The organism is Cyanobium sp. ATX-6F1 (assembly GCF_047395825.1).
Taxonomy (GTDB): domain Bacteria; phylum Cyanobacteriota; class Cyanobacteriia; order PCC-6307; family Cyanobiaceae; genus ATX-6F1.
The window spans coordinates 174207-189217 of sequence record NZ_JBCEBF010000002.1; the positions used below are offsets into that span (position 1 = coordinate 174207).

19 protein-coding genes are annotated in these 15011 nt (G+C 64.7%); 6 read left to right on the plus strand and 13 right to left on the minus strand.

Annotation, left to right across the window (positions count from 1 at the left end; genetic code table 11):
- The first annotated feature begins 268 nt into the window (after nt 1-268).
- Complete coding sequence (locus AAF143_RS10820; RefSeq protein WP_255010131.1) at nt 269-2425, plus strand: adenylate/guanylate cyclase domain-containing protein; 2157 nt, start codon at nt 269-271, stop codon at nt 2423-2425.
- Nucleotides 2422-3906 (plus strand): mechanosensitive ion channel family protein, encoded by a 1485-nt coding sequence (locus AAF143_RS10825; protein WP_255010132.1) that lies wholly within the window; start codon nt 2422-2424, stop codon nt 3904-3906. Before AAF143_RS10820 ends, AAF143_RS10825 begins: the two co-directional genes overlap by 4 nt.
- Nucleotides 3907-4313: 407 nt before the next feature.
- On the opposite strand, the gene AAF143_RS10830 is transcribed toward AAF143_RS10825, so the two are convergent.
- Genes AAF143_RS10830 through AAF143_RS10845 form a run of 4 tightly spaced genes read right to left on the minus strand, consistent with a single transcriptional unit; the run spans nt 4314 to nt 7702 of the window.
- Nucleotides 4314-4844: a DUF4178 domain-containing protein gene (locus tag AAF143_RS10830; protein WP_414027005.1), complete on the minus strand. Its 531-nt coding sequence runs from the start codon at nt 4842-4844 to the stop codon at nt 4314-4316.
- A 40-nt stretch (nt 4845-4884) separates the two neighbouring features.
- Nucleotides 4885-6660, minus strand: a complete 1776-nt coding sequence (locus AAF143_RS10835) for a polyamine aminopropyltransferase (protein WP_414027006.1) — start codon at nt 6658-6660, stop codon at nt 4885-4887.
- Complete coding sequence (locus tag AAF143_RS10840; protein ID WP_414027007.1) at nt 6660-7040, minus strand: hypothetical protein; 381 nt, start codon at nt 7038-7040, stop codon at nt 6660-6662. Before AAF143_RS10840 ends, AAF143_RS10835 begins: the two co-directional genes overlap by 1 nt.
- Complete coding sequence (locus AAF143_RS10845; RefSeq protein WP_414027008.1) at nt 6974-7702, minus strand: hypothetical protein; 729 nt, start codon at nt 7700-7702, stop codon at nt 6974-6976. The genes AAF143_RS10840 and AAF143_RS10845 overlap by 67 nt, the downstream gene beginning before the upstream one ends.
- Nucleotides 7703-7813: 111 nt before the next feature.
- Between AAF143_RS10845 and AAF143_RS10850 the strand changes: the two genes are divergently transcribed.
- A complete protein-coding gene (locus AAF143_RS10850; RefSeq protein WP_255010142.1) occupies nt 7814-8023 on the plus strand; it encodes a DUF350 domain-containing protein in 210 nt (69 codons plus the stop codon).
- On the opposite strand, the gene AAF143_RS10855 is transcribed toward AAF143_RS10850, so the two are convergent.
- Nucleotides 8020-9480 carry a glycosyl hydrolase family 57 gene (locus AAF143_RS10855; protein ID WP_255010144.1) on the minus strand — a complete coding sequence of 487 codons (1461 nt, stop codon included), beginning with the start codon at nt 9478-9480 and terminating at the stop codon, nt 8020-8022. The two genes, AAF143_RS10850 and AAF143_RS10855, sit on opposite strands and share 4 nt — an antisense overlap.
- Before the next feature lie 153 nt (nt 9481-9633).
- Here AAF143_RS10855 and AAF143_RS10860 point away from each other — a divergent pair, with 153 nt between their 5' ends.
- The 3 genes from AAF143_RS10860 to AAF143_RS10870 all read left to right on the plus strand — a co-directional run bounded on the left by AAF143_RS10860 (nt 9634) and on the right by AAF143_RS10870 (nt 10436).
- Nucleotides 9634-9894 (plus strand): hypothetical protein, encoded by a 261-nt coding sequence (locus AAF143_RS10860; RefSeq protein WP_255010311.1) that lies wholly within the window; start codon nt 9634-9636, stop codon nt 9892-9894.
- A 111-nt stretch (nt 9895-10005) separates the two neighbouring features.
- Entirely contained in the window at nt 10006-10260 is a 255-nt protein-coding gene (locus AAF143_RS10865; protein WP_255010146.1) for a hypothetical protein, read from the plus strand.
- Complete coding sequence (locus tag AAF143_RS10870) at nt 10257-10436, plus strand: hypothetical protein (RefSeq protein WP_255010147.1); 180 nt, start codon at nt 10257-10259, stop codon at nt 10434-10436. Before AAF143_RS10865 ends, AAF143_RS10870 begins: the two co-directional genes overlap by 4 nt.
- Here the strand turns inward: AAF143_RS10870 and AAF143_RS10875 are convergent.
- The 8 genes from AAF143_RS10875 to AAF143_RS10910 all read right to left on the minus strand — a co-directional run bounded on the left by AAF143_RS10875 (nt 10433) and on the right by AAF143_RS10910 (nt 14589).
- Nucleotides 10433-10714, minus strand: a complete 282-nt coding sequence (locus tag AAF143_RS10875) for a cupin domain-containing protein (protein ID WP_414027009.1) — start codon at nt 10712-10714, stop codon at nt 10433-10435. The genes AAF143_RS10870 and AAF143_RS10875 overlap by 4 nt on opposite strands.
- A 139-nt stretch (nt 10715-10853) precedes the next feature.
- Nucleotides 10854-11378, minus strand: a complete 525-nt coding sequence (dcd, locus tag AAF143_RS10880) for a dCTP deaminase (protein ID WP_255010151.1) — start codon at nt 11376-11378, stop codon at nt 10854-10856.
- A gap of 192 nt (nt 11379-11570) precedes the next feature.
- Nucleotides 11571-12380, minus strand: a complete 810-nt coding sequence (locus tag AAF143_RS10885) for an oxygenase MpaB family protein (protein WP_414027010.1) — start codon at nt 12378-12380, stop codon at nt 11571-11573.
- Between the two features lie 378 nt (nt 12381-12758).
- Nucleotides 12759-13124 carry a hypothetical protein gene (locus AAF143_RS10890; protein WP_414027011.1) on the minus strand — a complete coding sequence of 122 codons (366 nt, stop codon included), beginning with the start codon at nt 13122-13124 and terminating at the stop codon, nt 12759-12761.
- Between the two features lie 24 nt (nt 13125-13148).
- The gene (locus AAF143_RS10895; RefSeq protein ID WP_255010156.1) at nt 13149-13565 is read right to left on the minus strand and encodes a PIN domain-containing protein; all 417 of its coding nucleotides are present in this window, start codon (nt 13563-13565) and stop codon (nt 13149-13151) included.
- A 2-nt stretch (nt 13566-13567) separates the two neighbouring features.
- Complete coding sequence (locus tag AAF143_RS10900) at nt 13568-13837, minus strand: prevent-host-death protein (protein WP_255010158.1); 270 nt, start codon at nt 13835-13837, stop codon at nt 13568-13570.
- Between the two features lie 162 nt (nt 13838-13999).
- The gene (locus AAF143_RS10905) at nt 14000-14251 is read right to left on the minus strand and encodes a DUF86 domain-containing protein (protein WP_414027012.1); all 252 of its coding nucleotides are present in this window, start codon (nt 14249-14251) and stop codon (nt 14000-14002) included.
- Nucleotides 14227-14589: a nucleotidyltransferase family protein gene (locus AAF143_RS10910; protein WP_255010161.1), complete on the minus strand. Its 363-nt coding sequence runs from the start codon at nt 14587-14589 to the stop codon at nt 14227-14229. Before AAF143_RS10910 ends, AAF143_RS10905 begins: the two co-directional genes overlap by 25 nt.
- Nucleotides 14590-15011: the final 422 nt, after the last annotated feature.

The window sequence follows — 15011 nt, forward strand, 5'->3', positions numbered from 1 at the left end:
CAACTTCTCGGCCGTTGAGGTCAACCGCTGGCCGCGGATCAACGGCGCGCAACAGGCAACATAGGCCCCGCCGCCGCAGGGGCAATCCTTCGGCAGCGGGGAGGCAGAGGCAGCAAAGCCCTGGGCCACAGGCAACGGGAACGCCTGCTCAGTCTGGGCTGGAGGCAGGCGACCAGGGCCGGCGGAAGGGTGGCAATGACTACAGGAGCCTCAAATCTGGCGATTAGGCTCCCCATGGCCTGATCGATGGAATGAACCACTGGTGTGGATGCGTCGCCTCTCCAGGGATTCAGCCAATCAGCTGAGCATCAAATCAAAGCTGATCCTGATGCTGCTGCTGGTGAGCGGCTTTTCCACGCTGATCTCAGCGGCCCTGGGCTATCGAAGCGGCCAGATCAATCTCACCAATCGGGTCTTCAATCAGCTCACCAGTGTTCGAGCTTCAAAGGCCTATCAGATCGAATCCTATTTTCGGAACATCCAGAATCACACGCAGACCTTGAGTGAAGACCTTTCCATCGTTGCTGCCGTCGAGCAGTTCGATGCGGCCTTCAAGCAACTCAAAGGTGTTGCCGAGCCGGCCCAATCAGACCGGGCCTTGGAGACGTACTACCGCAAGGAATTCCTACCAAGGCTGGATAAATACCATGCCGGCACTCCGAACCTTCCCGCCTATCTGGCCAATGACCCGGCCACGCGCTACCTCCAGTACAACTACATTGCGGCCAATCCCAATCCCGTAGGAAAAAAGCAGCAACTCGCCGCCGCCAAGGATGGCAGCGGCTACTCCCAGGTCCATGGGCGCTATCACCCGATCTTTCGCAACATCGTCGCCAAGTTCGGCTACTACGACATGTTCCTGATCAACCCCCAGGGACAGATCGTCTACACCGTTTTCAAGGAAACCGATTACGCCACCAACCTTGAGAATGGCCCCTACAAGGACAGCAATCTGGCCGAGTTGGTGCGTCAGGTGATCGCCTCGAAGGAGAAGGGCTTCACCCGGCTGGTCGACTTTGCCGCCTATGCCCCCTCCTACGGCACACCCGCTTCCTTCATCGCCGCTCCGATCTACAACGGCTCCAAGTTGGTGGGCGTTCTGGCCTTTCAGTTGCCCGTCGACGAGATCAACAACGTGATGACCGGCAACCAGGACTGGAAAGAAGATGGACTGGGGAAATCAGGCGAAACGATCCTGGTGGGCCAGGACAACCTGATGCGTTCGGCCTCGCGCTTCTATCTGGAGGATCCCAAGGCCTTTCTGGCGCAGTTGCAGTCCCGCGGCATGAAGGAGGACGCGATCGCACGCCTGCGCCAGTTCAACACCACAATCCTGCAGCAGCCGGTGACCAGCCCAGCGGTGACCAAGGCGATCGCCGGTGGCTCCGGAACCCTGCAGGTCGTCGACTATCGCGGCGTGCCGGTGCTGAGTTCCTATGCGCCACTGGCGATCAAGGGTTTCGACTGGGTGATCCTCTCCCAGATGGACCTGGCGGAGGCCTATGCACCGATCCATGCCTTCCAGCGTCAGATTCTGATCACCGTGACGCTGCTGATCCTGCTGGTCACCCTCCTGGCCATGGCCCTGGCCCATCTGTTCGTGAAGCCTGTCCAGCAACTGATCGAGAGTGCCCGCAAGGTCTCTTCCGGCGAACTCACGAGCATCCCGGAAGTGAATTCCAAGGACGAATTCGGTGAGTTGGGTCGATCCTTCAATGCCGTCGTGCAGAGTCTCCAGACTCAGACAGCGCTGGTCGATCAAAAGAACCATGAGAATGAGCAGCTGCTGTTCAGCGTCTTTCCGGCGGCGATCGCACGGCGGCTGCAACGGGGTGAAACCCAGATCGCCGAAGACGTCACCAACGTGGCGGTGCTGTTCGCCGATCTCAAGGGATTCTCCAAACTCTCTTCTTCGCTCACGGCCTATGAGTCGGTGGCGATTCTCAACGATCTGGTGGGTTCCTTTGATGATCTAGCCGAACGATTCGGGCTGGAGAAAATCAAGACGATCGGCGACAGCTATCTGGCGGTCTGCGGCCTCTCGGTGCCCTATCTCGACCATGACAAACGGGCCCTCGATTTCGCCATCGAGATGCTCGGCATCCTGCGCCGTTTCAACCTCGAGCGGGGCTTCTCGCTCGGCATCCAGATCGGCATCCACTCCGGCGACATTATTGCCGGCATCGTCGGCAAGAGTCGAGTCGTCTATGACATCTGGGGCGTAACGGTGAAACAGGCCCATGGCCTCAGCCAGGAGTGTCCATCCGGCAGCGTTCTCGTTTCCGAGGTGGTGCATCACCGGCTCGAGGATCTCTACCAGTTCGAGCTCATCGCCGCATCAACCAATGGTCAAAAGTCTCAGCAGGCCTGGCGGTTGACGAGCAGCACCGTGCCAGCGGTCGGCGAGGTTCTCTCCGAGCCATGAACACTTCCTCGCCTCTCTTGATGTGGGGGATCGGCCTGGCGATCGGCTTTCCCCTGCTCACGATCCTGCTGGGCGAACTGATCCATCGCCTGAAGCGACGGGGTCTGGCGATTGCGAGCACGGTTCGACTGGTGCGCGATGTGCTGCTGCCGATCCTGGTGCTGCTGGTCTTCCTGCAGCACCTGCTGATGGTCGACCCCAGCGGCCGCCTGTTCAAGGCCGTCGAGACGGTGTTCTGGGTCTGCGTGATCCACGCCGCCCTTTCCCTGCTCAACGTGATCCTGTTTGAGCAGGCCGAGGCCGACACCTGGCGCTCAAGGGTGCCGAAGCTGCTGATCGATCTGGCGCGCCTGTTTCTGATCCTGCTGGGTAGCGCCTTCGTGCTGGCCACGGTCTGGAACGCCGATCTCGCTGGCCTGGTCACCGCCCTGGGGGTGAGTTCGATCGTCATCGGCCTGGCCCTGCAGGACACGCTCGGCAGTGTGATGTCAGGGATTGCGCTGCTGTTCGAGCGCCCGTTCACGGTGGGGGACTGGCTGGAGGTGGGCGGCGTGGTGGGCCAGGTGATCGACATCAACTGGCGCGCCGTGAGGTTGCTGACCCTGGAGCAGGAGATGGTCGTGATCCCCCACAAGCTGATCAGCAGCGAGATCATCCGTAATTTCACCAAGCCCAACAAGATCCACGCCGAACGGATTCAGATCGGTTTTTCTTACAACGATCCGCCCAACCTGGCCCGGCAGGTGCTGAAGAGCACGGCCCTGGAAACCAAGGGCATTCTGCTCGATCCAGAGCCCGATGTGTTCACGCTCGCCTATGCCGACTTTGCCGTGTCCTATGAGGTGAAGTTCTTCATTCGCGATTACGGCGATGTGGAGCAGATCCGCGAACGTTTCATGACCAGGGTCTGGTATGCCGCCAAGCGCAACAACCTCTCGATTCCTTTTCCGATCCGCACCGTCTACAACTACCACGGGCCCACGAGCCAGCAGAAAGGCATCGCCAAGAAATTCAACGAAAGCCTGCAGGCCATTCCCTCCTACGTTCCGATCAATCGCGAGGAGAGCAGCGCCGCCACCTCAACAACAGGCATCGCCCTGCAGCATTTTGCCGCGGGCGAAAAGGTGATCCGCCAGGGGCGTATGGGCAATGAGCTCTACATCATCGTCGCCGGCCAGGCGGTGATGTCCACCCGGGATGAAAGCGGCGAGGAGCTGGAGTTACTTGCCCTCAGAAGTGGTGAGTTCTTCGGCGAGATGAGTCTGTTTTCCGGTGAACCCAGCGTCGTGACCATCGCCGCCAGCAATGACCTGGAGGTGATGAAGCTCCCAGCGGCGGTGGTCAATCAGATGATCGATCGCCAGCCCAGCTTTGCCCGCGAGATCGGCCAGATCCTCGAGATCCGCCGCCTGGCGATCCAGGAGACGAAACAGGCCCACCGGCAGTCGCTCCAGGACCAGCAGGCGGGCCAACGCACCTGATGGATGGGTCCCGCCACCGATGAGCCCTCTGTTCGCCTGTGCAGGTTGTGGTGTTCGGATCGAACGCTCCATGCGCCTCTATCTTGGGCAGAAGGGGCATGTGCTCTGCTCCACCTGCAAGGACAAGCTGGAGGCTGATCCGCCCGCTTCAGCGGCGCCAAGCGATCTGCGGAGCCAGCCGCCATCGGGCTGAAACGGAGGAGTGAAGCGCGCCTGGGGCGCGGATGGATGATCGCAGGCTCCCTCAACTCCTTGCTGCGATCACCCGATGCTGGGCAGAGCAGATCAACCGCGTCGCTCCCAACAGCTTGATCAGCGCGACCATCACCCCCTGGGCCCAGGACCCGCCGGCCGCTCAGCGGTACACCGAGCGACCATCCCCAGGAAGCAGCGTGAGGCTGGAGGGATCAATGCGCCAACCGGCGCTCACCTCCACCTCCTGGTCCTCCCCAACGCCCCACAGCTCCGCCGCCAACAGCCTCCCTTCGCTGCCGACGTAGTCGGCGAGAGCGACAGCTGCCCGGGCGGCGGTTCATCGTGCGGGCTGTGGCTGTCACTGTGGCCTTGCCCTGCTCCCGCAGGGTATAGACCTGGCCCTGCCAGGTCAGCTCGGTGGGCAGGGGCTGGAGCAGGTGTGCGTCCACCGTCTCCAGCCAGCTCACCTCCAGCCAGTCGTCCTCGCAGACCACCAGCCAGCGCGCGTCCTGGCGGTCGCGGACCAGGTACTCGAGCCATTGGAAACCGTCCTCCTCGTAGACCAGCCGGTCCTCCACCACCCAGTCGCGGGCGTCGGCCTGCACGATGTCGCCCAATTGCAGATCAAACAAGGTGCGGTCCCGCAGCGGCAGCGGGCGCGCTCCGAGCCGCCGCCGCGAGCGCTGCAGCACCAGCACGACCGCGGCCACCGCCACCAACAGCAGCAGCAGAAAAACGGCCATGCGGACCCAGGCAACGGCGCAGATTTCAGGCTATCGGGGCTCAGTCGGGCCGCCAGAGGCTCTGGCGTTGGTAGTCGGTCAGCACCGGGCGGCTCAGCCGGTTGGGCTGCACCGATTGACCGGGTCCCGGCCGTAGATCCCGGGGCAGCTCGAACAGCCTGGCCAACTGGGTGCGATCGATCCAGCGGCCCTCAAAGGGCAGCGCGCCCGCGGCCAGCGTCCGCCCAGGCCGGTGGGCGAGCACAAACCCCCAGGGGCCGAAGCTGGGCACATCGACGCTGTAGGGCAGGGTCTCGAGATCCAACACCGCAAAGGTGGCCTGAATCGAGGCCAGCACCTTCGGTGTGAAGAAGGGGGTCGAGGCCTGGGTCACCACCAGACCATCGGCCGCGAGCTGACGGAGCAGAAGGCCGTAGAACCCCACGCTGTAGAGCCGGGCCAGGGGAGAGGTGGTGGGATCCGGGAAATCGGCAATGACCACGTCGTAGGGGCCGGGCAGGTCTCGCACCAGGGCGAAGGCATCGCCGATGTGAATGTGCACGCGCCGATCATCGAGGCTGCCGCGGTTCAGCTGGCGCAGGAACGATTGCTTCCGGGCCAGCCGAAGCATCGCCGGATCCAGTTCCACCAGATCAACCCGCTGCACCCCGGGCCAGCGGAGCAGTTCCCGAAGGGCCAGGCCATCCCCCGCCCCGAGCAGCAGCACCCGCCGCGCCCGGCCATGGAGGGCCATCGCCGGGTGCACCAGGGCCTCGTGGTAGCGGTATTCATCGAGACTGGAGAACTGCAGGTTGCCGTCCAGGAAGAGACGCAGGTCATCCCGCCGTCGGGTCAGCACGATTCGCTGGAAGCGGGTCTGCAAGCGACCGATCACCGGATCGTCGTAGAGGCGGTCTTCGATGCGATCGCCCAGGGGCGCCACCACCAGGGCGGCCACCCCCACCAAGGGAACCAGGGCGCTCACCGGCCAGCGCCAGCGCCGCAGCTGGGGAAATCCCCAGCACAGGGCCCCACCGGAGAGCAAGGGCACCACCGCCAGCAAGGCCGCCGTGGGCAGCAGCCCCAGGGAGGGCAGCAACAGCAGGGGGAAGGCCAGGGACCCCACCAGTGCACCGAGATAATCGAGGGCGAGCACCCGCGCGAGGGCGGTGCGCAGCTGCTCCTGTCCCTCCAGCATGCGGGTCAGAATCGGCAGCTCCATGCCCCCCAGCACACCCACCAGCAGGGTGAGCACCACCAAGCCCAGCCAGAGGGGACCATCGGCGGCGAACAGGGAGAAAAGCGCCAGCGGGCCGAGCAGGCAGAAGGGACTCAGGCACAGCTCAATGACCACGAAGCTGCGCAGCAGCGGCCCCTGGGGCCGAGGGCCCATCGCCACAAACTGGCTCAACCAGGCCCCCAGACCCATCGCCGCCAGGAAGGTGCCCACCACCACCCCGGTGGCCAGGGCGGCATCGCCGGCCAGGTAGCTGGCCTGCGTCACCAGCAGCAGCTCCAGCACCAGCCCAACGATGGAGGAGATCGCCGCACTGGCCAGGAGCAGACGGACCTGCAACGGCGTGAGCGGCGTGAGCGACGCTCGCTGACTCACTTGGCGCCGCCCGGACCACGGCCCTGGAAGCCAGCCCAATCGCGGCTGGGCGTGGCCGGGCGCCAGCGGCCTGACGTGTAGGTGCCGCGATGGCTGACGCCACCGGAGTCGGAGGCGGTGGGGGCCGTCCTGTCCGAGCCGGTAGAGGAGGGGGCGGGTGATCGCCAACCCCGTGCCCACCAGCACCGCCGTCACCACCAGGGCGAGCATCAGCTGACGTTCCATCAAGGCTCAGGCAGGGCGCTGGCGAGTGGGGTGGTCGGCAGCGGCGCGAGGGCGCTGACGTTGATGGGCCACGGTGTCACCACCCCATCCTCCACGAGCAGATCCAGCCATTCCAGCTCCAGGCCACCCCCTGCCAACGTCGGCGGCAGCTCGACACGAACGCGAACGCTGCGGGGCTCATCCAGCCGCAGGTGCCACCGGGCGGACACCGTCCAGCACGCGTCGTCAGAGCCCTCAACGTGGCGAAGCTTGAGCGGCTGGCGCTCCTGCAACAGCGCTCTGCCGAGGGCATCGGTGAGGCGCAGCTCCAGGGTCAGACCATCGGGGGGAGCACCGGTGCCGGCCGGGTGATGAGAAGGCTCTTCGTAGCGGGCCTCCACCCGCAGCCGCAACAACCCCGGCCCCCCAGGATCAGTCGCTCAGACCCTGTCGCCTCGTCGAAGCGGCGATGGAAGCGCAGGCGGCAGTCGCCGTAGACCGCCCTCCAGAGCATCACAACCAGCACGGCAGCCACCAGCGCCGTGATCAACAACAAGGGGCGATCGACGCTGTGGTTCTCGACGCTGAGGCGAATCAGCAAGGGATCAGACAGCGGCACTCCGGCCACACCCAGCAGGTCCTGGTTCTGCAGCCGCAAGCGGTAGGAGCCGCCCACACGCGGCCGCAGGTTCAAGGTGAGCGCGTCGTCCTGTTCGTCGTAGGTGCCGCTCTCCCCCTCCTCGCTCCAGGTGCCCAGCTCCCGCCAGCCTTCCTTGCTGAGCTGGAGCACGGGTTGGCCGGCCGCATCGAGCAGATCCACATCCAGCAGCAGGCTGCTGTTCGGCGGCAGCTCGGCCCGCAGATCAAGGCGCGGACTGCCCAACCAACCGTCCTGGAGATGGAACGGCTGACTCTCCACGGGCCCATCGCCAACGAGCGAAAGCATCTGCCGCTCCCGGGGCAGCAGCAGCGTCAGCAGCAGCACAAGTAAGGGCAGAAGAGGAAGGAGCGCGGCCAGCAGGGGCCAGCGCACCACGGCGAATCGCTGGACGGGCGGTGCCATCGTGCTCTCCGAGCCCGGGTCTCGAGGCGCCCGGAACTCCTTCTGGGTACCCTACGGGCGCACTGACCATCCTGGCCCCCGACGACCGGTGCCGCCTCCCACCTGAAGCCGATGCCCCGACCCCTCCTTCAGCTCCTGTTCACCGTGGGCTGGACCTTGGTGGGCGTGATGCTCATCTATGCCGGCACCGTTCTCTTTGATCGCCTGGCGCCGATCGACTACCGGGCCGAAATCCGCAAAGGCAATGTGGCCGCCGGGCTGGTGCTGTCGGCCGTGATCCTGGCGGTGGCCGCCGTGGTCGTAACCATTCTCGCCACCTAACCGATCACCGCCTCACCGCGCCGGTGGATCGCGTTGGCGTAGTCGGTCCAGGCGCCCTGGCCCCAATAGCGGAAGCAACTGGTTTCCAGCAGCAGCAGGTGGAGCAGCGCCTCTAGATAGGGCGCGGTTTTGGTGATGGCGGGATCCTGCGCCACCAGGGGGTCAAACACCTGGTGGAAACGGGCACTGAGGCGATTCATCGGCTCCAGCACGTTGCCGTAGCCCTCCACCCAGCTGAGGTTGTTGGTCCAGGACGCTCCCGCCATCGAGAACTGGGGATCGTTGGCCTGGAGTGCGGCGATCGCCGCTGCGGTGGATTCCGGCGTGGGGTGACTGCCCGTGAGTTGCCAGAGCTTGTGTTGTTGGACCGCCTGGATTTTCGGGTAATCATCTGGGCTGACACCGGCGGCCTCCAGCAACTCCAGATACTCGGTGCCATTGATCGCCACCGTTCTTGAATCCGTTCCCGATTCGCTCCCCTGGGCGGCAATTTTCTGATGGGCCTGGATGAAGGCAGAGGGGAATTCGTTCATCATCACGCCGCCATTTTCACCGTCGGCAATCTGCGACACGAGCGAAGGAATCGATCGTCCCCCCAGCTCTTGCCGCCCCAGGCCCAGGGCTTCATAGCAGGGCTGCATCTGGCCCACCAGCTTGGTATCGGAGCCCTGGGTTTTGATCAAGGCCGTGATGGACACCGTTTCGCCGCTGGAGTTGCGCACCACGAGTTGGTTGGGGCCGTATTTCTGCGCCTGGCTGAGGCTGGAGCCATCAAGGTTCTCCACGCTGTGCTCCTGCACCAGCAGCCACCGGTAGCCGCACTCCCGCAGGGCCTTGATGAATTCATAGAGGGTGTCGGGGTGGTTGGGGAGCGCCATTTCAGGCGGTGAGAATCCCTTCACCCGTTGCAACGCCTCAGGGCCGAAGAGGGCCGAGAAATGGTGTTGCCAGGCCAGGATCTGCAGCTTGAGGTCGGGGATGGGCGTGGAGGGGGCCACCGCATGGCTCCAGAAGGTGCCGAGCCATTCCACGTGGGGCTGAAGGCTGGGATCGCAGGCGAGAAACTTGAGGGCATCGAGAATGTCGACGCGGCCCATCTGCTCAAAGCCCCAGAGCAAATTGCCCGAATAATCCAACATGATCCGAGGGTTGCAGCCGCCCTGAATCAGCTGGGGGAGGATTTCCGCGAGGCGCTTGTAGCAGTGGGCAAAGGCTTCGGCGTTGTGGTTATCGCCCTCGCCGGGGTGCTCGAACATGTACTGGAGATGGGAGATCAACTCGCCATGGGCCCCGGCAGGAATCGTCGGCTGGTGCATGTGCAGGGCACAGGCGAAGCCGGAGCGGATCTGCCCCAGCTTGAGCGTGGTGCGCGGCAGAAAAACGGGGCCGGCCTGCTGCATCAGGGCGAGGAGTTCGGCTTCACGGCCGGCGATCGGCGGCAGGGCTGAGTCGGTCATGGCAATGGTGTCGCGCCGGCGCGATCAAGGGGAGGGGTCCATCCGCCGCCATCATCGCGGCGTCACAGCCCAGGCCTGGCGGCAGAACTCCGGGCCGGCTGCCAGGCCAGCGGCGCTCCCCTCTTAGCGTTTGGTCAGTTGCTGCCGTCCAAGGTGCAGAAGCCACCCCTCCTCCTGGCCGCTGCGGTTCTGGCCCTTCCGCTGCTGATCCCTGACCCAGCACTGGCGCAGAAGCGGATCCCCAAACTTCCGGGGTATGACCAGTGTCCGCTTGGGTATGTCAATGACCTCAAGCAGCATTGCAACTCACCCATCTACTACGAGGTGAAGCCCACCTACGGAAAGCCCTGTGACTCGGGATGGATGAACATCGGGGCGGGTTACTGCAAGAAGAAGACGCTGGGAATCTTCTGATCTCACAGAATCTGGGACCGCACACGCATCAACGGTCAGGCCCCGCAAGACCTCAGGGTGGAGGTGATCGGGCATCATCAGGGAGACTGGAGCGCTCGGCGGATGATCCCGATGCGGTACACGCTGGTTGCGGCGGCCCTGCTCCTGCCCCTGCTGGCCGGATGCGACAGCGTCTGGCGCTGGACAACCCAGCCCTTCCGCCTGAGCTGCAGCCTCGACTCCGCATCACCCACGATCTTCCGCATCGACCCCCGTAGTCAGCAGGTGCAGGAGCTGGATCCGAAAACCGGCGAGGTGACGCGCACCGTCACCACCAATGAACCGCCACCCAAACTGGGTGGCGGTTCATCGATGACAGCACGGTGACGATCACGCCGCGGCAGATCAGCTGGGAGACCCGCATGTACCGGCCCCAGTGGGTGCGGGACAGCCGGTCGATCGATCTCACCACCCTGCGCTACACCTCGGAATCGAGCGTGCAGGTCGATATGGGCCCGGAGATGAGCCAGGAGACCCGCACGGGACGCTGCCGCAGGATCTAACGACGGAACTCCGGCCGGTCCTCCTCACAGGTCACCAGCAGCAGGGTGTCGTCGAGAGCGGTTTCGGTGTGGGTGTCGCCCGGCTCCACGAAGTAGTAGCCGCCGGCAGTGATGGTGTGTTTATCGTCGCCATCGGCCTGCACCCGCATCGCTCCACGCACCACAAACACCTGGCACCAGAAGGCATGGTGATGGCGTGGAATCGTCAGGCCCTGCGGCAGGCGGTAGAGGCCTGATTCCACGTTGTGGTCGCCTTCCCACAGACGGCAGGCCTGCATCGGGACCCCCGCACATCGATCGGCTGCCACTGCTGCTCGTGGGTGGGGAGGTAGCGGGTCATCGGTGATCGGCTGCGCTGAACCGTGAGTGAACTCTGCCGCAACACCCCTGTCAGCAGCCAGGCAACGGCCGAGTCGTTCAGAAGGAGTCTTCCGTCTGGCCGGCGAAGCGGCCGGCGTAGCTCTCGCTGCCCTGCAGGAGCTGGAACACGAACTGGCAGATCGCGGTGCCGGGAACCACGGCCAGGGGTGCTGGGCCGAAGTTGCTCATCTCGAGCACCTGCTGGCTGTCGATCCCCGGCCCCATGAAGGGGGCGCTGATGTGCACCATCAGGCCCAACCGCGCGAAACGGCTGCGACCCTCCAGCCAGCCGCACAGCCCGGGGCCCAGGCGCAGGCGCTCGCGGGTGATGCCGAGCACCGTTTCGCCGGGCATGATCAGGATGTGCCCGCCCTTGGGCACCTCGATCTTCTCGGTGAGCTGCCGGTAGTCGGTGTGCTCACGCACCTCGATCACCGCGTGGACCTTGCGGAACACGCGAAAGGAGGGGGCGAGGGTGAGGTCGAGCGAGGCAGGGCCCAGCCGCTCGGGATCGAAGGGCGTGACCGTGATGGCGCCCTGCTCGATCGCCTGAAGGATCGCCTCTCTGCCGAGAACGGCCATGGATGTCCTTTGGGGTGGGCGGTTGTGGATTGTCTCAGGCGGCCGATCGGGTGCCGCTCGCAGAAGGCCTGGGCGGGGAGGATTCAGCCAGGAGGCGCTGCGGATCCTGTGGCGTCAGCAGTGTCATCGGCAGGCAGGCCTGAACGCCTGGGCGGGTTGAGGTTCTGCAGCAGGGGCAGCGGGCCCAGTTGCTCAAGCCGGAAGTTGGCGCCATAGCTGGGGGTGGGCCGCTGGGAGAAGAACCGCGCCCGGGGTTGCCGCCCCAGCCCTCGGCTCAAGACGGCACCGGCGGCGGAGGCGCGGCTGCGCAGGCGCAGGGTGGCGAGCACCAGCTGCTGCAGCAAGCCCGGCGCCACGGGCCAGCCCAGGCTGCCCGCCGTCTGGCGATCGAGCAGGCCGGTCAGCACCCGTTGCAGCGCCGGCCGTAGGGGCGGGCCAGTCGGCCAGCAGCATGGCCAGGGTGGCGTCGGCGACGCGGCGGTTGCTGGGGGCCAGAGCGAATACCTCCCGTTCCACCTGCTCGTTGAGCGCCATCAGCTCCACCAGGCTGCCCGGGATGGCGCTGATCCCCATCCGCTGCCCCACCGCCTGCCAGAAGCGGAACAGGTGCTCCTGCTCCAGGTCGTTGAGGCCCCGCCAGCCGTAACGACTCAGCCAGCGGATCGGCTCGGCCACGAACGTAGAGAGCACGTAGAGGAAGTCGTCGTTGCCGATGGCGTAGTGGCCGTGGATGTGGTTCATGCGCTCGATCACCGCCGCACCCGCCTCGCTGTCGACCCCATGACGCAGCAGTTCGGCCACCATCAGGCCGGTGTCGTCGTAGCGCTTGCGCGGCCGCTGGGCGAACTCACCGGTGCGATCCAGCAGAGCAGAGATCGAGGGCACGCAGAAGGTCTTGAGCAGGGCCAGCTCAAGGGAGCGGGTGAGATCCCAGGGGAACACCACGCCGGCGAGCTGGTGGCAGGTGGCTTCGGCCTCCTGCAGCGGGCTGGGATCGCTCATGGCTCCAGGGGATCGGTCTGCCTGTTCGAAACAAGAAGGGACCATCGCTGGAAACCCTATGGCGCCCGCGAAGGAAGTGGGCGCACATCCACGGCCGCAGGACGAGCGCATCAAGGATCCGTTCGGTTGCCCTACATCGGGTCACGACCACCACCGGCAGATCGGGTGGCACAACCCCGTGCTGGCAAAGGCCGAGGAATCGCATGGTGGGCCGGGTGCTCACCGGCAACGGCATCACCGCCTACGGCAACGGCGCCTACCTCCTGATCGGCGGCGACGACCTGAGCGACACCGAGCGCGACGAGCTGCTGCAGCTGTGCCGCCAGCGCCTCGATGCCTTCCGTGCCCAGCGTGGCGAAGAGGTGGCTTGTTTGCCTTTCAGAAGCCTTCGGCTTCGGCCACCGCTTGCCGATCAGTGGCTCCATCAAGGTCCGCGTGCTCACCCGCACCATGGCCGTTGCGAATGCTGCGGCACGGGCTGTTGCTCAGCCAATCCCGCACCAGTGCGCCCTGGAGGTGGTTCACATCATCCCCAGAAATACTCAAAGCAATGCCGGCAAACGGGACACGGATCGCTCCGACTTTCGCGGACTCCTCGTCAACTACCAGATCAGGCAGGAGGACAGCCGCCGGATGCTGCTGGAGAACGAACTGGCGCTCTGCATCGCCGATGCCTATCCGGTGAGCGAAGGGCACAGCCTGGTGATCCCCCGGCGCCATGGGGCCGACGGGCTGGAGTTGCACCAGCCGGAGTGGAATGCGATGGGCTCAGCTCTCCAGGTAACGCTCCACCGTGTTGGTGGTCCAGGTTGCGATGCCGATGCCGAAGAAGTCCTGATCCTCCGTCCAGATGGCGCATTCCAATGGCAACGCCAGCGCCAGGGCAGGCCAGTCATCCTTGTCACGGATCCTCACCAAGGCCTCCTCCTTGGCCGACCCGAGCACGCTGTTTTCCACAACCTGGACCATCAACAGCAGGCTGAGCAAAGCCTCAGCGCAGACCTCTGCATTGAGTCCTCTCTTCCTGGCGAGATCACTCACGTAGGCGGTCGCCTCGGCCACGTTGGCTTCAGCGACAAAGAAGTCCACTTGATCGGCGTAATGGGCGATGAGCGCGCGCACCCGAAGGCCGAGACAACCGCGAATGAGGATGTTCGCGTCCAGGACCAGACGCTTGCGCTCCACCCTCAGGCCGACGGTTGCTCAGGGCGGCCTTGCCGCCAGGCCTTGAAGTCGGCACTGAGCTCGTCTTCGCTCAAACCGAGACGCTCCAGTTCAGCCTGCATCAGCCGGCCAGCCTCCAACACCTTGTCCCGATCACTCAGGTTGCCCTGCTGGGGCAAGGGCACGTAGAGGCCAATGGTGCGGCCATGGCGGGTCACCTCAATCGGCGTGGACGATTCCAGATGGGAGGCCAGCCTGGACCTGAGTTCACGGATGCCAATACGGGTCGTCACGCCTTCCTCCCGCCAAATGTGTACACATCCTAGGGCTGGCTGGGGCGGCACAACCACTCCCGGAGCCGGGTTGGCTGCAGCCGCCGCGCGCTCACACCAGAAGGGATCCCAGTAGCAGCGACTGCCTGACGGGCCGCCCAGGGCCCGAAGCCCACCGGATCATTATCTTTGCCGCAACGCCCGAACAGCCGCGATCAGTTCAGGCAGGGATTGCTCACAGATCAGCAACACCTGCTCACTGTCGAGATCGAAGTACTGATGGGCGATCACATCGCGAAAACCCATGGCCCCCTTCCAATCCACCGATGGGAATTCGGCCTGCAGACGACCAGGCCAGTGGCGTTCAAAAAGCTTGAGAGCCTCACCGATCGCGAGGAACTGCATGCAGATCACGTCAAGCAGATCCCGGCCCACCTCCGTATCAACTTGAGATGGGTCCTCCTTCCGTCATGGCCGCAGGCCTTCGTCGAGGATGCGCTGCTTGAGGGAGGGTTCATGCGCTCGCGCAGTCGCACCACATCCACAGACGTGCTCAGCAACGTTTCCAGCTCCTGCTTGAGGTGCACCAGGGCATAGGGAGTGAGCGGATCCAGCCGCACCCACACGTCGACATCGCTGTCGGGGCGGGCGTCGCCACGGGCAACGGAACCGAAGACGCCGATATCGACCACGTTGAAGCGCTGTTGCCAGTCTCCACGATGGAGCCGCAGGGTGCTGAGAACCTGTTCTGTCCGTGGGCTGGTGATGGTCATCGGGGTTCCGATCTGGAGGCCGTTCTGCCGGGATGGCTGCGCTGATGCACCGCTACCAAACGCTGCGATCCGAACGGAATCGCACCCAACGACAGGAGCTGCACTGAAGTTGCCTGGCGCAAGCACTCTGGGAAGGGTCAACCACCACAGGCTGATCCCCCTCACAACGGTTGGATCCCATGGGCCTCCACTGGGGCGAGCCTGCGAGGGAGTCGGTTTTTCCTGCCCATTGGCGCTTGAGTCCGAGGCGTGAGGGCGATTGCGCGCAGCCGCGGGGTTTGGGACGGGGGCGGGCACGGGGGTTCATGGTGGTGCGGACATGGGCTGGACCGCTTTGCCTAGGATCGCGAGGGTCGCCCGTTCGACAAGGTCAACCCCCTAGGGGCATCGGAGCCAGCCCATTCCCGTGAACGGCAAGCCAT

Bases quoted from the DNA above. Each gene is read 5' to 3' on its own strand.
- AAF143_RS10820 (WP_255010131.1), top strand. From the start codon at position 269: ATGCGTCGCCTCTCCAGGGATTCAGCCAATCAGCTGAGCATCAAATCA.
- AAF143_RS10825 (WP_255010132.1), top strand. From the start codon at position 2,422: ATGAACACTTCCTCGCCTCTCTTGATGTGGGGGATCGGCCTGGCGATC.
- AAF143_RS10830 (WP_414027005.1), bottom strand. From the start codon at position 4,844: ATGGCCGTTTTTCTGCTGCTGCTGTTGGTGGCGGTGGCCGCGGTCGTG.
- AAF143_RS10835 (WP_414027006.1), bottom strand. From the start codon at position 6,660: ATGGAACGTCAGCTGATGCTCGCCCTGGTGGTGACGGCGGTGCTGGTG.
- AAF143_RS10845 (WP_414027008.1), bottom strand. From the start codon at position 7,702: ATGGCACCGCCCGTCCAGCGATTCGCCGTGGTGCGCTGGCCCCTGCTG.
- AAF143_RS10850 (WP_255010142.1), top strand. From the start codon at position 7,814: ATGCCCCGACCCCTCCTTCAGCTCCTGTTCACCGTGGGCTGGACCTTG.
- AAF143_RS10855 (WP_255010144.1), bottom strand. From the start codon at position 9,480: ATGACCGACTCAGCCCTGCCGCCGATCGCCGGCCGTGAAGCCGAACTC.
- AAF143_RS10865 (WP_255010146.1), top strand. From the start codon at position 10,006: ATGCGGTACACGCTGGTTGCGGCGGCCCTGCTCCTGCCCCTGCTGGCC.
- AAF143_RS10875 (WP_414027009.1), bottom strand. From the start codon at position 10,714: ATGCAGGCCTGCCGTCTGTGGGAAGGCGACCACAACGTGGAATCAGGC.
- dcd (WP_255010151.1), bottom strand. From the start codon at position 11,378: ATGGCCGTTCTCGGCAGAGAGGCGATCCTTCAGGCGATCGAGCAGGGC.
- AAF143_RS10885 (WP_414027010.1), bottom strand. From the start codon at position 12,380: ATGAGCGATCCCAGCCCGCTGCAGGAGGCCGAAGCCACCTGCCACCAG.
- AAF143_RS10910 (WP_255010161.1), bottom strand. From the start codon at position 14,589: ATGACCATCACCAGCCCACGGACAGAACAGGTTCTCAGCACCCTGCGG.